The 25,115-nt window shown below is 43.6% G+C and carries 8 protein-coding genes and 1 pseudogene; 5 read left to right on the top strand and 4 right to left on the bottom strand.

Features of this window, described 5'->3' with window-relative positions; genetic code table 11:
* Nucleotides 1-3 precede the first annotated feature (3 nt).
* The 3 genes and pseudogenes from aceE to pgi form a co-directional block, all read right to left on the bottom strand.
* The gene (gene aceE / locus A359_RS02335) at nucleotides 4-2,679 is read right to left on the bottom strand and encodes a pyruvate dehydrogenase (acetyl-transferring), homodimeric type (protein WP_014888254.1); all 2,676 of its coding nucleotides are present in this window, start codon (nucleotides 2,677-2,679) and stop codon (nucleotides 4-6) included.
* 2,404 nt (nucleotides 2,680-5,083) lie between these two features.
* Nucleotides 5,084-6,885 (bottom strand): annotated as a pseudogene (gene aspS, locus A359_RS02330) (aspartate--tRNA ligase).
* A gap of 1,800 nt (nucleotides 6,886-8,685) precedes the next feature.
* Complete coding sequence (gene pgi / locus A359_RS02325) at nucleotides 8,686-10,335, bottom strand: glucose-6-phosphate isomerase (RefSeq protein ID WP_014888251.1); 1,650 nt, start codon at nucleotides 10,333-10,335, stop codon at nucleotides 8,686-8,688.
* A gap of 1,257 nt (nucleotides 10,336-11,592) precedes the next feature.
* On the opposite strand from pgi, the gene pitA reads away from it, so the two are divergent.
* The 5 genes from pitA to folA all read left to right on the top strand — a co-directional run bounded on the left by pitA (nucleotide 11,593) and on the right by folA (nucleotide 23,843).
* Entirely contained in the window at nucleotides 11,593-13,140 is a 1,548-nt protein-coding gene (gene pitA / locus A359_RS02320; protein WP_014888249.1) for an inorganic phosphate transporter PitA, read from the top strand.
* Between the two features lie 2,202 nt (nucleotides 13,141-15,342).
* Nucleotides 15,343-16,182, top strand: coding sequence for a 4-hydroxy-tetrahydrodipicolinate reductase (dapB, locus tag A359_RS02315; protein WP_014888247.1), 840 nt, complete (start codon nucleotides 15,343-15,345; stop codon nucleotides 16,180-16,182).
* A gap of 2,549 nt (nucleotides 16,183-18,731) precedes the next feature.
* Nucleotides 18,732-19,892 carry a glutamine-hydrolyzing carbamoyl-phosphate synthase small subunit gene (gene carA, locus A359_RS02310; protein ID WP_044104728.1) on the top strand — a complete coding sequence of 387 codons (1,161 nt, stop codon included), beginning with the start codon at nucleotides 18,732-18,734 and terminating at the stop codon, nucleotides 19,890-19,892.
* Between the two features lies 1 nt (nucleotide 19,893).
* Nucleotides 19,894-23,124 carry a carbamoyl-phosphate synthase large subunit gene (gene carB / locus A359_RS02305; RefSeq protein ID WP_014888245.1) on the top strand — a complete coding sequence of 1,077 codons (3,231 nt, stop codon included), beginning with the start codon at nucleotides 19,894-19,896 and terminating at the stop codon, nucleotides 23,122-23,124.
* Nucleotides 23,125-23,318: 194 nt separating this feature from the next.
* Nucleotides 23,319-23,843: a type 3 dihydrofolate reductase gene (gene folA / locus A359_RS02300; RefSeq protein WP_014888244.1), complete on the top strand. Its 525-nt coding sequence runs from the start codon at nucleotides 23,319-23,321 to the stop codon at nucleotides 23,841-23,843.
* 94 nt (nucleotides 23,844-23,937) lie between these two features.
* Here folA and apaH read toward each other — a convergent pair whose 3' ends face one another.
* Nucleotides 23,938-24,771, bottom strand: coding sequence for a bis(5'-nucleosyl)-tetraphosphatase (symmetrical) ApaH (apaH, locus tag A359_RS02295; protein ID WP_014888243.1), 834 nt, complete (start codon nucleotides 24,769-24,771; stop codon nucleotides 23,938-23,940).
* Nucleotides 24,772-25,115: the final 344 nt, after the last annotated feature.

Raw genomic sequence — 25,115 nt, 5'->3', positions numbered from 1 at the left:
ATTTTACTCTACCTCTACCAGACGCGGATTGACTTTATCAGCATTAATGTCGAATTTTTTGATGGCCTGCACCACTGTATCAGCGCAGATATCGCCGCGTTTGGCTAATGCACCTAGCGCTGCTACTACTACATAGCTGGCGTTCACTTCAAAGTGATGACGGAGGTTCTCTCGGCTGTCGGAAAGCCCAAAACCGTCGGTTCCCAGAACTCGGAACTCACTGCTAGGGATATAGTGTCGGATTTGCTCAGCGAATAGTTTCATATAGTCAGTACACGCTACAGCCGGCGCATCGTGCAGTACGGTAGCTACATACGGCAAACGTGGCGTTTTATTCGGATGCAGTATGTTCCAGCGTTCGCAATCTTGACCATCTCGCGCCAGTTCAGTGAAAGAGGTCACGCTGTAAACATCTGAACCTACCCCAAATTCTTTCAACAAGATCTGTGAAGCTTTGCGCACGTGGCGAAAAATAGCACCGGAGCCCATCAGCTGTACCTTACCTTTGCTGCCTTTTAAAGTATCACACTTGTATATGCCCTTACGAATGCCCTCTTCTGCGCCTTTCGGCATCGCGGGCATGGCGTAGTTTTCGTTCAGCGTTGTCAGATAGTAGTATATGTTTTCCGGTTTATCGCCGTACATCCGGACTAAACCGTCTTGCATAATAACTGCAACCTCATAGGCATAGGCCGGATCGTAGGAGATGCAATTTGGTATGATTAGCGATTGAATGTGGCTATGGCCGTCTGCGTGCTGTAACCCTTCTCCGTTCAGCGTAGTGCGCCCGGAGGTGCCGCCTATCAGGAAGCCGCGTGCTTGCTGATCGGCGGCAGCCCAACACAGATCGCCGATACGCTGAAAACCGAATATTGAATAGTAGATGTAGAACGGAATCATTGGAAAATCATTGGTGCTGTATGAGGTTGCAGCGGCCAGCCAGGAGGCTGCTGCTCCCAGCTCGTTGATGCCTTCCTGGAAAATCTGTCCTTTCGCATCTTCACGGTAATAAGCGACTTGCTCGCTGTCCTGCGGTGTGTACTGCTGTCCCTGCGGGCTATAAATGCCGATCTGGCGGAATAGACCTTCCATCCCAAAAGTACGGGCTTCGTCAGCAATGATCGGAACAAGGCGATCTTTGATCGCCTTGTTCTTCAGCATCACGTTTAGAACTCGTACAAAAGCAATAGTCGTGGAGATTGATTTCTTCTGTGCTTCTAGAAGAGGCTGGAATTCTTCTAGTGTAGGGAGTGCTAGTGCCTTGGTAAAGTGCTTCAGGCGGTTCGGCAAGTAGCCATGCAGCGATCTACGACGCTCGTGTAAATAGTTATGCTCTTCAGAGCCTGCATTAAATTTGATATAGGGTAGCGTTTCGAGAGTCTCATCAGTAATGGTGTGCAGATTGAAGCGATTGCGGAAGTAGCGTACTCCTTCTATGTTAATTTTCTTTACCTGATGCGCAATATTCATGCCTTCGGCGGTTGTGCCCATCCCGTACCCTTTGATAGTGTGGGCTAGGATGACCACGGGCTTACCTTTTGTTTTTTTAGCCTTTTGAAGAGCCGCATAGATTTTCTTCGGATCATGACCGCCGCGATCGAGCGCCCATATCTCATCGTCGTTCATGTCCTTCACCAGCGCGGCGGTTTCTGGATATTTTCCGAAGAATTTTTCACGCACGTAGGCGCCGTTTTTTGATTTTAAAGTCTGATAGTCCCCGTCAACAGTTTCGTTCATCAATTGAATCAGCTTACCGGAGGTGTCTTTTCGCAGCAGTGCATCCCAGCGGCTGCCCCAGATTACTTTGATCACTTCCCAGCCGGCACCGTTGAATACGTCTTCTAGTTCGTTAATAATCTTACCGTTACCAGTGACCGGACCATCTAGACGCTGCAAGTTACAGTTAATGATGAAAACCAGATTGTCCAGCTTATCGCGTGTGGCAATAGTGATGGCACCTTTGGATTCAGGTTCATCCATTTCACCGTCTCCCAGGAAGGCGTAAACGGTTTGATGCCTTGTGTCTTTTAGCGCACGATGGTGCAGATGTTTTAGGAATTTTGCCTGATAAATAGCACTGATGGGGCCAAGACCCATAGACACCGTCGGAAACTGCCAAAATGAAGGCATGAGTTTGGGGTGGGGATAGGATGATAGCCCTTTTCCGTGAACTTCTTGTCGGAAGTTATTCATCTGATCTTCGCTCAAGCGGCCTTCCAGGAAGGCGCGGGCATAGATGCCGGGTGAAATATGCCCCTGAAAATAGACCAGATCCCCGCTGTCTTTGTTATTGGGTGCGCGGAAGAAGTGGTTAAAGCACACCTCATAAATCGTAGCGGAGGACTGGAATGAAGCGATATGTCCGCCAAGTTCTAAATTTTTCTTTGATGCACGCAGCACCATCATCATCGCATTCCATCGAATGGCCGAACGTATACGGCTCTCCAACTCTAAATTTCCCGGATACTCAGGCTCTTGCTCGATCGGGATTGTGTTGATGTAATGACGCCCATCGGATTTTAATTTGGTATTAACCCCATGTTTACGTGCTTTGTCTAACACCTTATCAATCAAAAATTGGGCGCGTTCAATACCTTCCTCACGGATAACAGATTCGATCGCCTGTAGCCAGTCACGTGTTTCGATCGGATCCACGTCATTGTAAAAATGTTCTGACATGGTGATATTCCTTTTGGTTGAATTAGGAGTCTATCTTTTTTATTCTCCTTACGTTAAAGCATAAGGGAGCAAAACCAATAGGTTATAGCGCTGCGGCGCGTCAGACTGCTATGTCCAGCGGCCGCATTTTTTGGCATTGAAGATATCGTAGCGACCATATGCATCCGCGATTACTCCGATCTAAGTCTAGAAAAAATTTCTTCAAGAAACGCCAGATTTCGCTGTGATATCTGGCCTGTTTTTCTCTTACATGAGGTTTTTCCACAAAATGCCAGTACGTTGCCTACTAGCTCTCCACAAGATGGCCGGCTGCAGATATAGCAAGTCAACAGTCTGAGTTATTATGTTATTTCTCAGCATCGGGATTTCATCCAGTGCAACAGATGCAATAAACGGGCATTGTCTCTGCGCGGGGTCGATAACGGCGATTTAACAATGCCTGCAAGCGTCGATATTTTCGTCAAGATCGTCGGTATCCGACGGTGCCTGATTGGAGTGCACTGAATATGCTCGAGAAAGCCTGCCATCTCCCCCCGCGTCTTTGAAATAATGGGTAGCAATACCTTTCGGGGGCAATAAAGGGTATCCAACAGGTCGTATTGCGACTTAAGAGATTCCGCTCATATTGAAGGTCGGCGGATCGCTGAAGCTTTTCCAAAATTGAAATTTTCAAAAACGTTTTTCCCTGCTGTCACTGCGGCAAGTCTGTGGTTGCTATTCGCTAGATGGCCTCAACTGCGAGGGGGAGTGAGACCTCAAATGCTTTCACGAGCACACGCGCTAGAGAAAATATTGCTCTGGTGTACAGCGCCTCTTCGAGCATAAACATTACAACTTTGGTTCTATGAAAGCCGATTGCTGGGGTGATCGGCTCTAGCTATAGGCCGTTGTTTAATGTCTCAGAGGGTGAGGCGGAGTAAATTGACAATACCGATGATATTTACATTTTATAAAATTAACAAAGTATTCACCTTCTGTCTATCGCGGCTTTTGATTTAAAGCAAGGTTAGCGCATACTTTTATTCATTATTAAATATACGAATGTTTTTGTTGAGAGAGCCGCGAGTGGGGGCTATGTTTACGTGATGCAGTTGATGTTTATGTATGATTCACTACGTAACCCGCTTCGGCGATTTAACTTTTTTAGCCCCTGACTAAGACCCGCATCATGCTCACGTAGGTCAAGATGACTAACTAGAGATACTTCTAAAATGATACACCGTTGTTATCATTAATTGCGGAATGTAATGATTGTCTATATCTTCATAATTATCATTAGACTACCGATTAGTAGTTGCTGATTTTCAGCTACTTGGTGGTCCACATTGACAGTAACACTCTAGGTACGTCTCGCATTTTGCTTTGGCAAAAAGCAACTTTGGCTTTTATTGAATCAATAAAGTGTAGGCTTTTATTTTAGTGAATGAATTTCGTTTTACAATCTGTAATCATTGAGTAAGCTTTCATAAGAAAATGTGCCAGTGATGACCAGTGATGCTTAATCAATTATTCATAATGTAACATAAGGATATGTCTCTATTATTCTACAACACCGTCGGTTTTACTTTCTGCCTAAATATAATATCATGGTGGTTGCATATATCGTAAACGTCATCAGTCGACGTTTTCCGGGTGTATCGATGATTGTGTTTTATTAAATACGCCTGAGTCTATAACTCAGTGCTGGTGTTTTTCGACAATACAACAGAGAGCTAGTTGAACGTGTCGTTCTATCTACTAGCGCCGACAGGTTACACACTCTTGCTCTGCGTTTTTTTGACACCCCGTTGACGGGATTTCTATGTTTCTTCACTAAAGACGCAAGACAGGGTGAAAAAATTCAGGACCGGTCCTATCAATTAGTCAATAGTTAATTTCAGTATGTTTTTATGTTATATGATCAAACGCGCTGTCTTTTGTATGTTCCGGGAACGGTATTGTGAAAACATTTTAGGGAGGTAGCACTATTAAGGTTACACATCGAGCCAATGTATTTTTCTATAGCGCTCAACGACAACTCGGATACTCGTTACATCATGAGCGACGCACTTAAAGAGACTACCGAGTGCTCTATATTGGGTGGTCGGGTCATTCAAGAGAGATGCACTCTTGTTTCGATAAAGCAATAAATACAGCCAACATATTTATCTATGCTGTTAGAGCACTTTACAGATTAAAAACATAATTATGAGAGGGAGCCTGTACTGTTAAATCATGAGATTTGCTATAGCGATAATACATGAACGTCTATCTAGTGAGCGGTTGCAATTATCACCAAGTATTGATTGATTTAAAAAAGCCAATTCTATTAGTACTATAGATGTTTGCAATGCCAACTCATTCCATCACCGTGACTTTTCCCTCTTTCTGCGGAATAGTACCGTACTTAGATGTTTATCTTCTGTCATTTATGATAGCAGAATTGCTTGTTTTCAATCGCTTCCTTTCCGCTCCCGATTACCATCAGAGATAGATCGACCATTGCGTTGGTATTGGCGTGGCTGGGGCGTCGGTCATTAGATCGACCGCCGAGGTGGTTTTTGGGAACGCGATAACATCTCGGATATTTTCTGTGTTGGTAAGCAGCATCACCAAACGATCTAGTCCCAAGGCTAGGCCGGCATGCGGCGGCGCACCATATTTTAATGCATTAAGCAGGAAACCAAATGCTTCCTGCTGCTCACGTTTATTGATACCAAGAATATCGAATACGGTCTTTTGCATATTGCGGTCGTGGATGCGCACTGAGCCGCCACCGATTTCATAACCGTTGATTACTATATCGTAGGCATTAGCTACCGCCGCTATCGGGCGGGATGATAGCGTCTCGGCATCAATATCTTTCGGTGCGGTGAAGGGATGATGCATCATGGCCAGACTACCATCTTCGTTCTCCTCAAACATCGGGAAGTCTATCACCCATAGAGGTGCCCAGGAGTTTATTTCTGTAAGCCGAAAATCTAGGCCGAGCTTGATACGCAGCGCTCCAAGGGAATCGCTTACGACACTTGCGCGATCGGCGCTGAAGAAAATGATATCGCGATCGTCGGCATGAGTTCGTGCAAGGATTGCTTCAATCACCTTAGGCCCCAAGAATTGCGCTATTGGGCTTTGGACCCCCGCTGCACCGGCGCCGCGTTGGTTGACCTTCAGCCAGGCCAGCCCTTTGGACCCATAGGGTTCAATATATTTAGCGTACTGCTCAATCTGCTTACGGCTTAACTGCGATCCACCAGGCATGCGCAACGCGGCAACACGGCCTTTTCCGTCGTTGGCGGGACCGGAGAATACATTGAACCTTACATCCTTGACCAAATCCGCTACATCGACCAACTCCATTGGATTGCGCAAATCCGGCTTATCAGAACCGAATCGGCGGATAGTGTCGGCATAGATCATTTGCGGAAAGACCCCCAGGTCGATACCGGTAATGTCGTGCCAAAGATTTCGTACTAGACGCTCTATTAATTTGCGCACCTTCTCCGCAGTCATGAATGATGTTTCCACGTCGATCTGAGTGAACTCCGGCTGACGATCAGCACGTAAGTCTTCATCTCGAAAACATTTTACGATCTGATAGTAGCGATCGAAACCCGAGATCATTAGCAACTGTTTAAATAGCTGGGGTGACTGTGGCAAAGCATAACATTTGCCTTTATGCACCCGACTGGGTACTAGATAGTCGCGCGCACCTTCCGGCATTGCTTTGGTCAACATCGGTGTTTCGATATCGAGAAACCCTTCTGTATCCATGAAGCGACGCACAATACCACAGACACGCGCCCGTGTTTTGAGTCGTTCCGACATTGCGGGACGACGTAAATCAAGATAGCGGAATTTCAGGCGTTGCTCTTCGGTGTTAGGCTGATTAGTGTCAATCGGAAGTGGCTCAGAGCGGTTGACGATGGTCAGTTGAGTTGCTAAAACTTCTATAGTGCCCGTAGCCATATCACTATTAATTTGGCTATCCGGGCGAGCTTGCACTATGCCAGTCACTTGTAGGCAGAATTCATTTCGTACCTCATCGGCGCGAATGAATGGATTCTGATGGCGGGGATTAAAACACACCTGAACTAGACCTTCCCGGTCACGCATGTCAATGAAAATCAGACCACCAAGATTGCGACGACGGTTGACCCACCCACATAATGTCACTTCCTGGCCAGCATGTGCTAGGTTCAGCTGTCCGCAATATATAGTACGCATAAGGATATCCTTAAAATTTAGCCAGTTAAAGAGTAGGTGAGGTAAGAGTGATCTAATGCTCCTTCATGCATTCCATTCTAGACGTCACCTGGCGTAGGCATATGTTGTGCTGGATCTTTTCCTGACATTCTCAAGAAGCGGGCGCGAGCAGTACAGGCAGTATTAAAAAAGAACAGTCTATAATCATAAAAGAAATTTAAGAAGAGCATCAGTACATCTTTTTTTGTCGGCTAGGGGAAACACGTACTTTCTCTAGTCTAGAGAAAGTAATGTTCTTTATGAACAATAGCGCCCTGTCCTCCCTTTCTATTTGTAACTTAGATTTTCTTATAGGGCTAAAAAGCCATATGTCATTTAATAAACCTCGGATGTATCTCCTGTCTGCTTTAGAACGCTCAATGGCTGTATGAGTAATACTTTTTATTTTAGTAGGTAGTTTTAACTTATGCTGTTCTGTTCATCGGGCATATGTGCACCACTTGATGCCTCGCTGTTTTTAACAAGATATAATAAATAGGCGTGACTATGTATTAGTTATCTAACAAAGAAATATATTCAAGAATATTATCTCATGCTTTCGGTTTATTAAGCGTATGAAGTGTGATATCTTCAATCATAATTTAAAAATTGAAAAATTATAGTAGACTTGATTAAGAAAAGAATTTTCTACTAAAATGACACAATAAAAGAGCATAATGCTTTTTTTCAAAAAATATCATAGATACACGTCTTATGCATCACTTTATAGCAAGAGCAAACTGATCGTAGTCGGCACGCTGACTGCTTTCCCCCGGATAGATTTAGTTAAAAAACGCTAATAATAAATCGGTTTTGCCCATCCTTGTAGTCTTCGTATGAATTTTTTTTGATTTTTTAAATTTAAAATCCTCTTTTTTATAATATGGACAATTTTTTCATAAAGTGAATAAATATACTAAAGATTATAACGCAAACATTAACACGAGCTGATAGTGAGCGCTGGAGCCTTGGCAGTAGTGCCCTTCAAGTTTTTGGTAAAAACATCAGGCGGGTATCAGGCTGCTGAAAAGCGCAGAGTATAGCATAAGAGCCATTATGCACTGAACAGCATAATATATGAGAGCTATCACTGCCTATTCACTACATCACGGTTCAATTAATTCATCGGCTCTTCTGGATTTGATAACGTAAACTCACTTGAAACTTAGGAAATCGCTGACTGACAAGACTGGCGATATACTTTAGTATTACGGTACTTTTTTAAGTAAGAACAGAAAGATGCTGATCGTATGGAGATGCGGCATGCAAAAAATATTGACTATGACACACTTTTAGCTAAACCGCGTCGTTCAAAATCAACAGCTCCACAATAGTAATGCTATTTAGGATAGGATAGGTAGATGTGTACGGCGGTTGAGCATCATAAAGCGGCGTTATGCTATCTGCTATATAATACCGTAATAAAACATGCTTATCATGCCTAACGTTCATTTTTGTGCAGGATAAGGCATTAAGAAAAGCACTTAAACCACGGAATACAATTTATTTATTCAAGAAAAATAATGATCACGTGCTAATTATAAATACCTATGGATCGCTAGCTGCGTCTGAGTTATCCTGAAACCTCAGAAAATTAATCAATTAAGAATTTTTATAAAGTGATGCACCGGATTATGTTCTGAGGAATCACTCATTCGGCTAGAATAGCCTATAAAACCCCGCCGCCTGCTAACTCATCACATACTCTAGTAAATTTAATGACTCTATTAAGTAGAGAGGTTAATCGCTGAGAGGCGAAACACGCTCTATAATGCAATGTGATTAGTGACGCCAGGACTTATAGCAATTAATCAAGCCGTTAGTCGAGCTATCATGGACTTCAATCGGATGATCCTGTACTAATTCAGGTAAAATACGGTTAGCGAGTTGCTTTCCTAATTCAACGCCCCATTGGTCAAATGTATATATATTTAATATTGCCCCTTGAGTAAAAATTTTATGCTCATACATCGCAATCAACGCTCCGAGCGTATAAGGAGTAATCTCCCGCAGCAAAATAGAGTTGCTAGGACGATTACCCTCAAAGACTTTAAATGGTGCAATATGCTGGACCTGATCTTTTGATTTACCGGCCGCTCTGAATTCTTCCTCCACTAAATGCAGTGACTTGCCGAAGGCTAATGCTTCGGTCTGGCTGAAAAAATTGGATAGTAGTTTTGGGTGATGATCAGTCAGTGTATTATGGCTGATAGCTGGCGCAATGAAATCGCAAGGAACGATTTTTGTTCCCTGGTGCAGTAGCTGATAAAATGCATGCTGCCCGTTGGTTCCAGGCTCGCCCCAGATAATCGGCCCAGTTTGATATGTAACAGGGCGCCCATCACGATCGACAGATTTTCCGTTAGACTCCATATTTGCTTGTTGAAAATAGGCCGCAAAGCGGTGCATATATTGATCGTAAGGTAGAATTGCCTCAGTTTCCATGCCATAGAAATTATTATACCAAATGCCGATGAGTGCTAAAATTACTGGTAAATTCTTATTTAGCGGCGTTTTGATGAAATGATAATCCATAGCGTGTGCACCGCTAAGTAATTTTTCAAAATTCTCAAAACCGAGTGATAGCGCAATGGATAAACCGATAGCGGACCAAAGAGAATAGCGTCCGCCAACCCAGTCCCATAACTCAAACATGTTTTTGGTATTGATACCAAATTCTTCCACCGCTTTTACATTGGTGGACAAGGCGACGAAATGGCGGGCGACGTGTTTCTCATTACAGGCGCTTTTCAGGAACCAATCTCGCGCGCTATACGCATTAGTCATGGTTTCCTGGGTGGTAAAGGTTTTGGATGTCACAAGGAATAAAGTAGTCGCCGGATTTAGGTATTTAATTGTTTCAGCGATATGAGTGCCGTCAATGTTAGAAACATAATGCATATGAATATGGTTTTTATAAGGCCGTAGCGCCTCAGTTACCATATAAGGGCCGAGATCAGAGCCACCGATGCCGATATTAACGATATCGGTGATCGTATAGCCGGTATATCCTTTCCATTCACCGCTGATCACCCATGTACAGAAGTGTTTCATTTTCGCCAGCACTACATTGACGTCCGCCATCACATTCCTGCCGTCAACATTAATCGGTGTATTGCTGCGGTTCCTCAATGCCACATGTAGTACCGCACGATTTTCAGTACGGTTTATCTTACTACCTTTAAACATGGAGATAATAGCCTCCTTTACCTTACATTCGTCTGCCAGCGCTAATAAATAAGTTAAGGTGTCAGCAGTAATGCGATTTTTGGAGAAATCTACCAGCATCTGGTCCTCGAATATTGCCGAGAAAGCTGCAAAACGCCCCGGCTGCTTCTCGAACAAGTCACGGATTTGTACGTCTTTCATCGAGTCAAAATGTTGTGTGAGTGCTTTCCAGGCTACGGTATGAGTTGGATTAATGTTGTTCATAACAATACTCTTACTTATCTGATTAAATTCTCGCATGTTTGTATTGTATCGCTTACAGCCCCTATGGGGGATATTTTTTCTCGAGAACGGATTCTCTTGCATTACCTAATGAGCGGTAGTGTTACTCTTCGGACTTTAGAGTCATCTTCTGACGTGATGATTAACAGGATGTTGCTAACGGTCAGGTCTACGAACTATTAATTTCTCATCAAGCTAGCAAACATAGCGTATGTCAGCATAAAAGTCTCAATACCTGGTCAATGCGTCTAGGTGGTCATTGATAATAGCATTGGACTTGCATGTGTTCATAAAGGCGAATCGAGCAGATGACGAGATAATGTTAGATAAAAGAGAGAATGGAGTAAGTGCTGTCTAGCAGCGGAAAATGCGCAATACAGCTGTATCTGGCAGTACGAATGCTGCCATGGCGATAATGAATTTAATAAATAGACTGATTTTTAAATGTACGATGAAGCAATCGTTAGCGAAACATATCGATGATGGAAGTAACTGTTATTGCCAATCTATATTGAGTTAGGCAATTAATGTTACCTACCCCTTTTTATCGGGGGTACATACGCCAGAGGGAATGCTATGTAACATAACATAAAAGGTTAATAATAAGTCCTTGAATAGCATAAATAGTAAAATTATCAGAATAGCATGAAATTATTACTGACACGAACAAGCCGCGATGTTGATCGTTCGGTGCAAGAGATTTATAAACAATCATCTAAGTCCGGATAACGATCAATACATGAGTGTGTGAGGAAATTATAATGCTCACAGTGCTTAACTGTGATGACTCTGTTAGGAATATCAAATAATGTTTCCATGATGACTTAATGACATTGCCAGTAGTTAAGACCTTAGAAGGTGGCCTAACTGACTTAAAAAAGTTGACCTTTTAGCTTAGTTTTTTGCTTTTATGAAGCAGTATATAGCAGGAATGATGACCAGTGCCTCATGCTATTCTGCTATTCTTGTATGCTGCTGAGACTATTGATGTCTTAGGGAGTCTGATTCACTGGCGATAAAGTCCTTTTCTGATACTTATCTGTTAATAGGAATATGGCTATAGTTAAGGATATGCTAGCTTAAAAAGCTGGTATGTCCTTTTGCATAGAAAATGTTTATCGGCAGTGGTGCAGGCTTTGCAGTGATATGTGTATTAAAACAGTCGCCTTTTCTTTTTCCTTTGGCATTTTATCGCAGACCATGCGATCCATTTATGTAAAAACAAGGGCGTAAAATGCTATGCTACATCTCTTCACTGGCCTAGAGTTCTATACCGGTCTAATGCTGGTACTTGGGTTAAGCTTTGTTCTAGTTTATGAGGCTATTAATGGCTTTCATGACACGGCTAATGCCGTAGCTACTGTTATATACACCCGTTCACTACGTTCTCAGCTAGCGGTCGTAATGTCTGGGGTGTTTAATTTTCTTGGCGTTTTGTTGGGCGGCTTAAGCGTAGCCTATGCCATCGTTCATCTCTTGCCAACCGAGCTCTTGCTTAATGTCGGTTCTGCTCATGGTATCGCAATGATCTTTTCCATGCTGATGGCAGCTATTTTGTGGAATCTAGGCACCTGGTATTTTGGTCTTCCGGCATCCAGCTCACATACCCTGATCGGTGCTATTATTGGGATCAGCCTAACAAACGCTTTGGTTAGCGGTAGCTCGTTAGTGCTAGCGCTAAATATACCTAAATTAATTGATGTTCTCCTCTCCCTGATTGCCGCACCAGTGGTAGGGCTGGTGTTGGCGGGTTCGATGGTTTTTATGCTGCGTCGCTACTGGGGTAGTACTAAAAAACGTCGCCGAATTCATTTAACGCCTGCGGAGAGGGAGAAAAAAGATAGTAAGCGTAAGCCACCATTCTGGACTCGTATTGCTTTGATCTTCTCTGCCGCTGGAGTCAGTTTTTCCCATGGCGCAAATGATGGCCAGAAAGGCATTGGGCTGATCATGTTGGTGCTGATAGGCGTTGCACCGGCGGGGTTTGTTGTTAACATGAGTGCTAGTAGTTACGATATCAGCCGCACTCGAGATGGGGTAAATCATTTTCAGCACTATTATACTGAGCACCTCCCCTCATTCACTCATGCTCTCGCTTTGGACGGGCGGTCTTTTCTATTTTCGGAAAGTCCGAGGCTTGAGGCACCTCTGGCGGGTAGCTACGGTTCGGAGCAGGGACTCCCTGAGCACACCCAGGTTTTTCATTGCGATCTTTCGCGGGTACTATTTGCGACTAATCGTGCTTTGCTGCTCTTGGAAAATCTAGACAGCTACGAAACGCTCAGTGCAGATCAGAGATTCCACCTACGATGTTTATTGATGTGTATCGCTGACACGGCCGATCAAATAGCGAAGCTGCCGGAAACCTCACCCGTAGATAAACGCTGCTTATCAAATTTGCGCCGGGATCTTCTCTATACCGTGGAATATGCTCCGATGTGGATTATTATCGCAGTAGCATTGGCATTGTCTTTTGGCACGATGATTGGCTGGCGACGGGTCGCTATAACTATCGGCGAAAAAATTGGTAAAAAGGATATGACTTATGCCCAGGGTTTATCTGCGCAAATGACTTCGGCAGTGTCCATTGGGGTTGCCAGCTATACTGGCATGCCAGTGTCTACCACTCACGTTCTGTCGTCTGCAGTGACTGGCACCATGATAGTAGACGGCGGTGGCGTGCAGATCAAGACCGTGAAAAACATTTTATTGGCCTGGGTGTTGACGTTACCGGTAGCTACCCTGCTATCAGGAGGTCTATACTGGCTGGTTCTAAAGCTGATATAAGCATCGTTAGGTCAATGAAGATACTTATTAAACAGATTTTTTAAACTACAAGATAGTGTTAGATGTCTAAAGCTATGCAGTGGGTACAGGGCCACTGGCAAACATAGAGTGTTTTGCCTGGAGGGAGTAGCAGACTATCGTCTAATATGTCTTGAAAATTCTATAATATTCTAATATATGTACTCATCTCTTCATAAATTTTATTTTTTTGATATTGACGAGCAATGATGCTCGAATAACATGCTTTGTGTATGTATTATATCTGTTTTTGACATAATAATATTTTCATCATCAAGACGTTGTATGTTATGGGGTGCATGGAAGGTATACTTCCCCTCTCGCTAGGTAGGGTGTTATGAACTCTTATAGCTGGTTAAGTCTGAGCAGATTTCCTAAATAACCTATGCAATAATAATTTAAAATTCTATATAGCATGCAATTAGCAATGCGAATACTTTTCTTAGGACTTGTGTATGTTTCAAGCAGCTGTGTTGCATGCCACTAGCACATGCAACACGTTAATTGCTAGTGTCGCTAGTCTGAAGCGATATATATGGTGTTCGAGATTTTTTTGTAACAAATCGTAAGTATGGTTAAGTGCTACTAGCATTGCTACAAAATTCAGCGACCTGCACATATGTAGTAATAAAGATTTAGATAATCATCTATACGTCCTTTGAATAAAGGACGGGCCTATTGTAGTTAGTGAAATTTAGTCTGATACCAGATGCTTTTTATAGAAAGTATTATTACTTCTGATTAGATATTGACCTTCAGTTATGTACTTGCGATAATAATAGCACTCTAAATGATATGATGCGCTTTGGTGCGGCGGGATCAGTAATTGTCTTTTCTTCCTTAAATGAAGATAGGGTAATAAATAGCTAATTTTACTACATTTTAAATAAACAGTTCCTATTAGTAAAGCAATATTTTATAGCACTATATTATTCTGCTTATAGCAAGATAAATCCGTAGCGTACTTTTCTGACAGGATGCTTGATCCTGAAAATTATTTGCTGTCTGAAGACAGATAACCTCTCGTTGAGAACGTGTTGCGTCCTTTTCTCTTCATAGGTAGAATCATCACGAAGGCACTGATAATAAAGCACAAATTTAGCCTTGTCCTAAAGGCTATATAAAGCACTTCGTGACTTAGTTTTAAACTTACACATCCTGCATTAGAGTCGCGGGGCTTTTCTTGTCAGAAAAAAGTCAAGACATTGATTGTCATAATAGAATCATTAAGACTTAGGGATATTAATTATGGCGTTATTAATAGCATTAGCTTCAAATTTCTAGTAAAAAATCAAGACGTTTTCTCTGTACCGTAGAAACACGAATGGGGTGGCGTCAGCAGCATAATTGCAGTGGACCGCGCCACAGCATTGAATGATCTATGCCTGATGCATCGCACAGCGGTATCACTGATGCACAGGCCTGCTAGATGCAGAATACAACACTCTATTTGAAACGTCGCATCAACAGCTGAGGTCGTGTAGAGTACACGTTACTCATTTCATTTCCTTTCGAAGAAGAAAGTTAGGCGACATAACTGGCTTCGGCTAGGCTCATCATAGATCCTGCTTGATTCAATGCAAAATAGACAAGCCAGAGAGCGTATATTATCCCTGACTTTATATGATACCACCTAGCTATTTCTAGAAAATAACATAGATGCATGTGATGCACAGTGACCCGAAATGACTTTCGCCACCCAATAGGTAGCAACATAATAGGTAGCATATAAATCCGACAGAACGCATCTGGAATGTAATTAATGACAGGACTGCCAAACAAGTGCTGTTGCGTGTTACCATAAGTATTTATAGAGAAACACACCCACTTCCTCTTCTGGGATTCATATACCGCAACTGGTAGTGATCTTCTGCATCAGGGTTCACGATAACTACTAGAGTCTATAGATTGCAAATTAACATGCGTCTCTCTATATCACCAAGCGTTTTACTATTAGCGTTGTCTTGAAAAGGGTGAATATAAGAATAGTCAATAAGGAACAGTTCGTGCAGCTATGCAAAAGACTAAAGATTTTTTGAATAACAAGATCTCGTGTTGTCGACTGAGCGAACTCATTATCCGCTAAAATATACGGCCATACAGATACAACTTATAAGTCAACCTTGCAGGCAATGCGAAAGTGAGATAAAATCTTTTCTACTCACAAGAGATATCATATATAATATGAGTTTTTATGATTTAAGACAGGTCACCCCAGTGCGTATCGCGGTTGCCGGCGCGGGTGGTCGAATGGGACGCCAGATAATCCAAGCTGTGGTGGAGTCAAAGCAAACGGTCTTGGGCGCGGTGTTAAGCCGACCCAGTTCGGGATTATGTGGCCTAGACGCTGGTGAGTTGGCCAAAATCGGGGCTCTAGGCGTCATTATCACTTCTGACCTCTCGGCAGTAAAAAAAGATTTTGATATTTTTATCGATTTCACCCGTCCTGCTACCAGTCTAATATACCTTGATTTTTGCCGCCGGCATCATAAAGGCATCGTGATCGGCACTACGGGGTTCAGCAATGAGCAGAAAGAGACTATTAACGCAGCATCAAAGGAAACGAGCATTGTTTTCGCTGCCAATTTTAGTGTCGGGGGTAATCTAATGCTTAAGTTGCTGGAAAAAGTAGCCTTGGTGATTGGAGAGGAGGCAGACATTGAGATTCTCGATGTGCATCACCGCCATAAAGTAGATGCCCCGTCAGGCACTGCGCTGACTATGGGGAAAGCAATCGCCGGCGCACTCGGGCGGGATTTTGCTCATTGCGCAGTATATAACCGTGCAAGTCATCCGGGCGAGCGCAAAGCGAAAAGTATCGGCTTTTCTACGATTAGAGGGGGTAACATTATAGGGGAGCATACCGCAATATTTGCGGAGGGTGGTGAACGTCTAGAGATTACCCACAAAGCATCGCATAGGATCACGTTCGCTAGAGGGGCAGTACGTGCAGCCGTTTGGCTTGTCAAGCATCAAAAAGGTCTTTTCGACATGCTGCATGTACTTAATCTTAATAAATTATAATATTTTTCTGAGAAGTTACTGGACGTTGTAGTAAAAGTAGATTTTTTCTATACACGTCAATATAAGTACAAGCAACACAAAACAAGATCTAAATTGTAGGCAATTTTTTATTTAAGCATTTTTCTGTATTAATAAAAATGATTGATGATACTGTTTTTCATAACAGCTATCCATATCATGGGAATGATCATTCACCCAACAAAAATATCGAAAAAATCTTAGAAATTTTTTCTTGGTAGAACATGTCGACTCTCATGTATATGAATAATGATACGGTTTTTTCTTTTTTTACGAAGATAAATAAACATCAGAAATAACTTCACACTCGCAATATATTATGTGAAACTACGTTATTCAATTACCTCAATGACTCAATGAATAAATAAGGCACTTACGACTTAAAATCGCGACTCTGATAGTTATCCGCATTAAGAGAAAATCAAAAGATAAATGGGCTATTAAAATTAAAATTCCTTGGACGATATTGATTAGTTTTGAAAAAATTTCTGCATGTTGTGGTATCCGGCAGTTCATTCCAAGTATGATGCGATGGTTGTACCTTAACGGTTTTGTTTTATAGAAGGCTTGCGGGGAGTGTGTTCCCTAAAACATGCCCTTTAGAAATGTAGTTGGCATTTCTGAAAATTTATAATGTAATAAAAAACATAGTAAAAATGAACGCATTATGTTTATCGATGTCGTTCATGCAACACAGAAAATAAAATTAGTGTTATAGCCAAATATCGTCTGGAAAGCACCTCAGATAGCAGATAAATGCACATTTCTAGCCGTACCCGTTTAAACAGCACGTACCCCGAAATCTGCATGACATCGACTGGTTTCTAGTGCAGAGCATGAAAGTAGTGATAGTTTTAATATCGTTTGATGTTATATCGCAATCCGGACATCTTGCTCGATCTTAGACTTCTTTGAACATAAAAGGAAGTTAGCGGAGCATGCGCGAAGTGCGCTGCCTGCGTTGCACAAAACAGTTTGTATAGTAAAGCTATAGTTTAGAGTGCGTTACTCACTTAATAACCGACAACAGGTCCCGGAAGAAGTAGGGTCTTCAACAATATGAGTGAGCTGAGTTAGCGAATGCTGGATGGGCAGAGGATACCGCTCCTACTCATCCTACATTGAGGGTGATTCTGATAAAGATAGAATGAATGCCTGCGGTGTACATGATGCACTAGGTGTGTAGCCTATTTCCGAGCATCGTACAGACATTCATTGACTGAATTTGGAAACTTGTTAAGGCTGCATACTCAAAGATGGTGGGTCTGGTCTTTCCACAGAAAGTGGGTACAGGCATTTGCTATTAGCATAGCAATGCTAAAATGTGCTGACAGTACTAATTGGAGTGCGCGATAAGAACGGTGTTTAATTTTTTAGTAAAGAGAGAAATGCAGGGTAGAGAAATGCAGGGTGTAGTAGTGCATGGCCCAGCAGAAGGCAGCGCGGGGTGTAAAGGCATCCTGTAGTTAGATATCTCATGACACATGAGATTATAATCCTTACTGATGGCTGTATTATATTAAAAAATAGATTGCATAGTATCGGCGTAGTGCACTGATTTATCTCGACAGCATACAGTCAAATTTGTTAAGCGTTTATGCTGAGTACCCTAATAAGAGGGCCTATTGTAACGCTATTAAATTTTTGCTTAAGACGCTTCATTGCGTAGAGCGTTTTGACTCTTGCTATCCATCTACCACGTGCTTCACGTCCTCATTTTAAATACTTCAATGAGCTAATATTATGTATCTAAGTCATATGCTCGATCTCGACTCAACATAAACGGCCTTATGCTCTCTCTTAAATAGATAATGGTAAAAAAACAACCCTGTATCATAAGCGCCACCAGCTTCTATCGCCCAGATAAGTCTGGTATAGACGTGATTGCATCCGGAAGCGCCGGTGTCTTTTTTTAAAAAACTTCCAAAGCGATGTTATCACAAACTCTCCAAAAGTACTGTTATCACGTCTAAACGTTCGTTTTCTAGCAGTAAATGGTTTTAACCATCATGCTGAAAAATGATTCGTGCCCGCATCTTTGCAACAGCATCTTGATAAGTTGCAAATTGATTAATGCATTCCCGTCATGTCCTAAGAAACATGCTACATGCCTATCTTGCATTACAGAAGCTTTATAAGCGTTCACCGTATTTTTAACAGAACAGTACTGGCGAAGATGAGCAAAAACGGCATGCTCTTCTGATGCAGTAATCTCTGACCGATCTCTTTAATAATACCAAAGACGATCTTAATTGAAAGAAATTAAGATCCAGCCTCAGTGCATATGTGGTAAATGTCTATTTTCAAAAAAAAATAGCATGAGTTAAATTATTGAAGAGAGATGATACTATCAGTAATACCAAATAGCGTCCTCATCGTGTTGCAACAACCTTTCTATCTCCTTAAAGTTTGAAAAACTTCAGACCATTCAATAAATTTTTTATGGGTTTTTTATGCATTGATTTATTCCTTTTAAATGAATTAATATGAAACTATTATGACTAAAAAGTTTTTTGGAGAATGTTTTGAGCTTGATAAAGTCAGCGCTATTAGTTCTAGAAGACGGCACCCAATTCCACGGTCGGGCGATTGGGGTGGAGGGCATTGCTGTAGGGGAGGTGGTATTCAATACATCAATAACTGGTTATCAAGAGATCCTCACTGATCCTTCCTATGCCTCCCAAATCGTTACTCTTACTTATCCCCATATCGGTAATACTGGCACCAATGCGTCAGACGAGGAATCACCTTGTGTTCAGCCAAAGGCGTTAGTAATCCGCGACCTAGCACCTATCGCTAGCAACTTTCGCAATACGCTACCTCTATCTGACTATTTGAGGCAGCATAACATTGTCGGCATTGCCGATATTGATACCCGAAAGCTAACGCGGTTGCTGCGGGAGCAAGGAGCGAAAAACGGCTGCGTCATCGCTGGCGATAGTCCAGATGCATCTTTGGCTCTGCAGAAGGCTCGTGACTTTCCAGGGCTAAAGGGCGTAGATTTGGTCAAAGCAGTAAGTACTACAGAACAGTACATCTGGACACAGGGTAGTTGGGCTCTAGAAGGGGGCTTACTCTCTCCCCCAATAACGCCTCTATTGTATCATGTGGTTGCCTATGACTATGGAATCAAGCGTAATATCATGCGTATGCTCGTAGACCGAGGCTGTAGTGTGACGGTCGTACCTGCACAGACTCCTGCTGAAATAGTGTTAGCTATGAATCCCGACGGCATTTTCCTGTCCAACGGCCCTGGGGATCCGTCGCCCTGTGATTACGCCGTCGAAGCCATCCAAATATTGCTTACCAAAAAGATTCCGTTGTTCGGAATTTGCCTGGGTCATCAATTACTAGCTTTAGCTAGTGGCGCCAAGACTGTAAAGATGAAGCATGGCCACCATGGTGCGAACCATCCAGTAAAAGATTTGCTGGCCGATAGAGTGATGATCACCACCCAGAATCACAGTTTCGCGGTAGACGAGAACAGGCTGCCGCTTAGCCTCCGTGTAACTCATACGTCACTATTTGATGGTACGCTACAGGGATTGCATCATACCGAGAAACCGGCGTTCAGCTTTCAGGGGCATCCTGAGGCTAGCCCGGGCCCGCACGATGCTGCTGCGCCGCTGTTTGATCATTTCATCGAACTCATTAACGCTTATCGCTCACACCCTAACGTACTCGGAGCCTGAGATGCCAAAACGTACCGATATAAAAAGTATCCTGATCCTGGGCGCCGGTCCTATCGTTATCGGCCAGGCATGCGAGTTCGATTATGCCGGTGTGCAAGCGTGTAAGGCACTACGAGAGGAGGGGTATCGCGTGGTGCTGGTGAATTCTAACCCAGCCACAATTATGACTGATCCTGATATAGCCGACGCTACCTATATCGAGCCTATTCACTGGGAAGTCGTGCGTAAAATTATCGAGAAAGAGCAGCCAGATGCACTTTTGCCAACCATGGGAGGCCAGACAGCACTAAATTGCGCCCTAGATCTCGAACGTGAGGGGGTAATGACAGCATTCAGTGTAGAGATGATCGGAGCCACTGCCGACGCGATTGATAAGGCAGAAGACCGGCAGCGTTTTGTGCGGGCGATGAAAAATATCGGCTTAGATACTGCCCGTTCCGGCATTGCCCATACCATACACGAGGCACTGGCGGTGGTAGCCGATGCTGAGATTGGCTTCCCCTGTATTATCCGCCCTTCGTTCACCATGGGCGGCACTGGCGGTGGTATTGCTTATAATCGCGAAGAGTTTGAAGAGCTTTGCGAACGGGGCATAGATTTATCGCCCACCAGCGAATTACTCATTGATGAGTCTCTCATTGGATGGAAAGAGTATGAGATGGAGGTAGTACGCGATAAAAAAGATAACTGTATCATTGTTTGTGCTATCGAGAACGTAGATCCGATGGGAATTCACACCGGCGACTCAATAACCGTCGCGCCTGCGCAGACTCTAACTGATAAAGAATACCAAATCATGCGTAACGCTTCGATGGCAGTATTGCGCGAAATTGGCGTCGAAACTGGCGGGGCTAACGTTCAGTTTGCGGTCAATCCGAAAAATGGACGGCTTCTTATTATCGAGATGAATCCGCGTGTTTCTCGTTCCTCTGCTCTTGCCTCCAAGGCGACGGGCTTCCCTATCGCCAAAGTGGCTGCGAAGCTAGCAGTAGGGTATACGCTCGATGAGCTCATGAACGACATTACCGGGAGCCGCACCCCTGCCTCTTTTGAGCCCTCTATCGACTATGTAGTGACCAAAATCCCGCGCTTTAATTTTGAGAAGTTCGCGGGAACAAATGACCGCCTGACTACGCAGATGAAATCGGTAGGTGAAGTCATGGCGATCGGGCGTACCCAGCAGGAGTCGCTGCAAAAAGCACTACGTGGATTGGAGGTTGGTGTAAGTGGATTTGATCCTAAGGTTAATCTCGACGATCCTCAAGCTTTGACTATTTTGCGGCGCGAGCTGAAAGAGCCTGGTAGCGAACGCATCTGGTATGTGGCAGATGCGTTTCGCGCTGGTATGTCAGTAGATGGCGTGTTCAACCTGACGAATATCGACCGTTGGTTTCTTATGCAAATCGAGGAGCTGGTCGAGATGGAAAACGACGTGTCGATAGGGGGAATTGCTATTCTCAGCAATGATTACCTGCGGCAGTTAAAACGCAAAGGATTTGCCGATGCACGGCTGGCCCGCTTAGTAGGTGTTAAAGAGGAGGCTATACGTAAATTACGAGAAAGCTATAATCTGCATCCAGTATATAAGCGGATTGATACCTGCGCTGGTGAGTTTTCGACCAATACTGCTTATATGTACTCGACCTATGATGAGGAATGCGAATCCTTGCCTAATCAGAATCCCCAGAAAATTATGGTGCTAGGTGGCGGTCCAAACCGGATAGGCCAGGGCATTGAGTTTGATTACTGTTGCGTACACGCCTCATTGGCATTACGGGAAGACGGTTACGAGACCATCATGGTCAACTGTAATCCTGAAACAGTTTCCACCGATTACGATAGTTCGGACCGTCTTTACTTTGAGCCAGTAACCTTGGAAGATGTGCTTGAAATTGTACGTATCGAACATCCCAAGGGCGTTATTGTGCAATATGGTGGGCAAACACCTCTAAAACTAGCGCGCTCGTTGGAAGCGGCAGGCGTGTCAGTGCTTGGAACAAGTCCCGATTCTATCGATCGGGCAGAAGATCGGGAGCGGTTTCAGAATGCGGTCAAGCGTATTGGTTTGCAACAGCCGGCCAACGCTACCGTGACTACCCTTGACCTGGCGTTAGAAAAAGCTGCTTTGATTGGTTATCCACTTGTAGTGCGCCCATCCTACGTTCTTGGTGGAAGAGCGATGGAGATTGTTTACGACGACACGGATCTTCTACGCTACTTCCAGAGTGCGGTTAGCGTATCCAATGATGCTCCCGTTCTGCTTGATCGTTTCTTGGACGATGCGGTAGAAGTAGATGTTGATGCCGTTTGCGACGGAAAAACTGTACTGATCGGCGGCATAATGGAGCATATCGAGCAGGCGGGCGTGCACTCTGGTGATTCGGCTTGTTCTCTTCCAGCATATACGCTGAGCCGTGAAATTCAGGACGTCATGCGTCAACAAGTAGAAAAACTAGCTTTTGAGCTGAAGGTTAAAGGGTTAATGAACGTTCAGTTTGCGGTCAAGGACCGAGAAGTCTACCTTATCGAGGTTAATCCTCGAGCCGCGCGCACGGTGCCGTTTGTTTCGAAGGCGACCGGTGTGCCGTTGGCTAAGGTTGCGGCTCTAGTGATGGTAGGAAAATCTTTGGTGGAGCAGGGTCTAACAAATGAAGTCATTCCTCCTTACTACTCAGTTAAGGAGGTTGTCCTGCCGTTTAATAAATTTCCTGGCGTAGACCCAAGCTTGGGGCCGGAAATGCGTTCTACAGGCGAGGTTATGGGTGTGGGAAAAACTTTTGCAGAAGCGTTTGCAAAGGCCATGCTTGGCAGTCATGTGCGCATAAAGAAAAGCGGCCGTGCGCTGCTCTCGGTGCGTGAAAGCGATAAAGATCGGGTAGTAGCCTTAGCAGCTCAGCTGATAAAATTTGGTTTTGATTTAGATGCCACCCACGGAACAGCCGTGATTTTAGGCGAGGCCGGCATCAATCCACGTCTGGTGAATAAAGTCCATGAGGGAAGACCTCATATTCAGGATCGGATCAAAAATGGTGAATATAGCTATATCATTAATACTACCGCTGGTCGTCAAGCTATGGAGGATTACAAACTCATCCGGCGGAGTGCTTTGCAGTATAAAGTACATTACGATACAACGTTGAACGGTGGGTTAGCTACCGCAATCTCTCTTAACGCCGACGCGACTGCTCAGGTCATTTCAGTTCAAGAAATGCACGCGGAAATCACCGGCTAAGAGACCTTGGATTGGCTTAAAAAGAGGAAATCACCCTTCTTATAGCTTTTTTCTCTACTTTGAGTACTGCACTGTGCTGGTAGCAAGAAGATTTTCAGTTCCTTTAAAAATTTTGACATCTTACAGAGACAGCTATCGAAATCCTGCATTTCTTTCCGTACAATGCAAACATTTTTCTGTAAGAGTGCTTATTTATGATTAGCCTTATTGCTGCTTTGGCGCTAGAGCGTGTTATTGGGATGAAAAATATGATGCCGTGGCGTATTGCCGACGACTTAGCTTGGTTTAAAAAAAATACTCTGAACAAGCCGGTTATCATCGGAAGGCAAACGTTTGAGTCCATAGGAAAACCGCTACCTAGAAGGCATAATATTGTGCTAAGCACTTATCCCGGCGATGCAGAAAATGTGACCTGGGCATCAACGCCTCAGATAGCTCTAGCTGCGGCGGGCGCAGTAAAAGAAGTAATGGTAATCGGTGGAGGGAAGGTGTACGAAACTTTTTTACCACATGCCAGCAGGCTTTACTTGACTCACATTGACGCTACGGTAGATGGCGACACCTGGTTTCCCTGCTATCAGACGGCTGAATGGAAATGTACCTTTACTGAATCTCATGACATAGATGAGGAGAAATGCAGGATCCGCTATCGCTTTGAAGTTTTAGAACGATCCCGATGGAAGACGGATCCGATGTGGGGGTTAGGCAAGAGGCACTGATGTACGTAATTTTTTCGTCATTAAGCTAATGTTTTATTAATAGAGACCCCAAGAGCTTTCATCGTATTTCTTGGTCTCAAAAAAATTGAGAATTTTATATGTTGGTCTTATGCTGCAAATTTGAGAGAACACGAGTAAAGGCTTTCTCCTCCCAGTGCAGTAAGGTTAGTTTTCCTCCCCAGCAGCAGCCGGTGTCGATCCCATATATATTCGTTTTTTTTCTATGTCCCATTAGTGAAGCCCAGTGACCGAAGACGATGCTGTAACACGTGGATAGCTGGCTCGGTAGTTCAAACCAGGGGTGTAGAGCTGCAGGTGCTTTTTCTGGAGCATCCTTGCAATTCATTTCCAATGCTCCATCCGAAAAGCAGTAGCGCATTCGCGTGAAAACGCTGATGCTGAACTGAAAACGTGCAAGCCCGCTGAGTTCAGAACTCCAATTTTTTGGCATATGATGGCTATACATGGCATTAAGGAATAGTGGATACCTATCACTCCTCAACACCTCCTCAACCTCGCGGGCGCATTGACGCGCTGTCGCAAGATCCCACTGTGGAGTAATACCAGCATGAGCCATGATTAATTTTTTATTCTCATCTACTTGTAGTACTGGCTGATGGCGAAGCCAGTAGATTAATTCATCTGCATCTGGCGCATCTAGTAGTGCTGTAATGCGATCGTCAGGCTTATTTCGGCCGATACCGGCATAGACGGCTAATAAATGTAGATCATGATTTCCCAGAACCATACGCAGGTTATAGCCAAAGCTACGCACTAAGCGTAGCACTTCCAGCGACCCAGGACCGCGCGCGACAAGATCCCCAGTGAGCCATAGGGTATCTAGCTCTGGATTAAAGCGAACATGGGATAATATGAGCTTTAGCTCGTCAAAGCAGCCGTGAATATCACCAATTAAATAAGTGGACATAGTGAGTAGTGTATCAGAGAAAGTTTTGCCACGAGAAAGCAAGGGAATGGTAACTTAGCCCTGGCTGCGCTGATTTAAAAAATATCTTGATAAGTCTTTATTTTACGATTCTGATTAACTAATACCGTACTAAGAATATCTTGACGCTCTTTACCGCGAAAGAGTGTGGGCTGTTTGCCCATTACACTCTCTACCTTCACCTGACTTTCTTGGCTGTTAATGCTTTTTTTGATATCGCAGTAAAGATGAGGCATCTTCATAAACCAGTTTCTAATATTACTCGATCTTAGCGTATAGGGGAAACGCTAAGGCTGTTTATTCTAGAAAATATCATTTCGCTAATA

The organism is secondary endosymbiont of Ctenarytaina eucalypti, assembly GCF_000287335.1.
In the GTDB taxonomy this organism is placed as follows: Bacteria; Pseudomonadota; Gammaproteobacteria; order Enterobacterales; family Enterobacteriaceae.
This window is presented reverse-complemented; position numbering and strand designations above follow the sequence as displayed.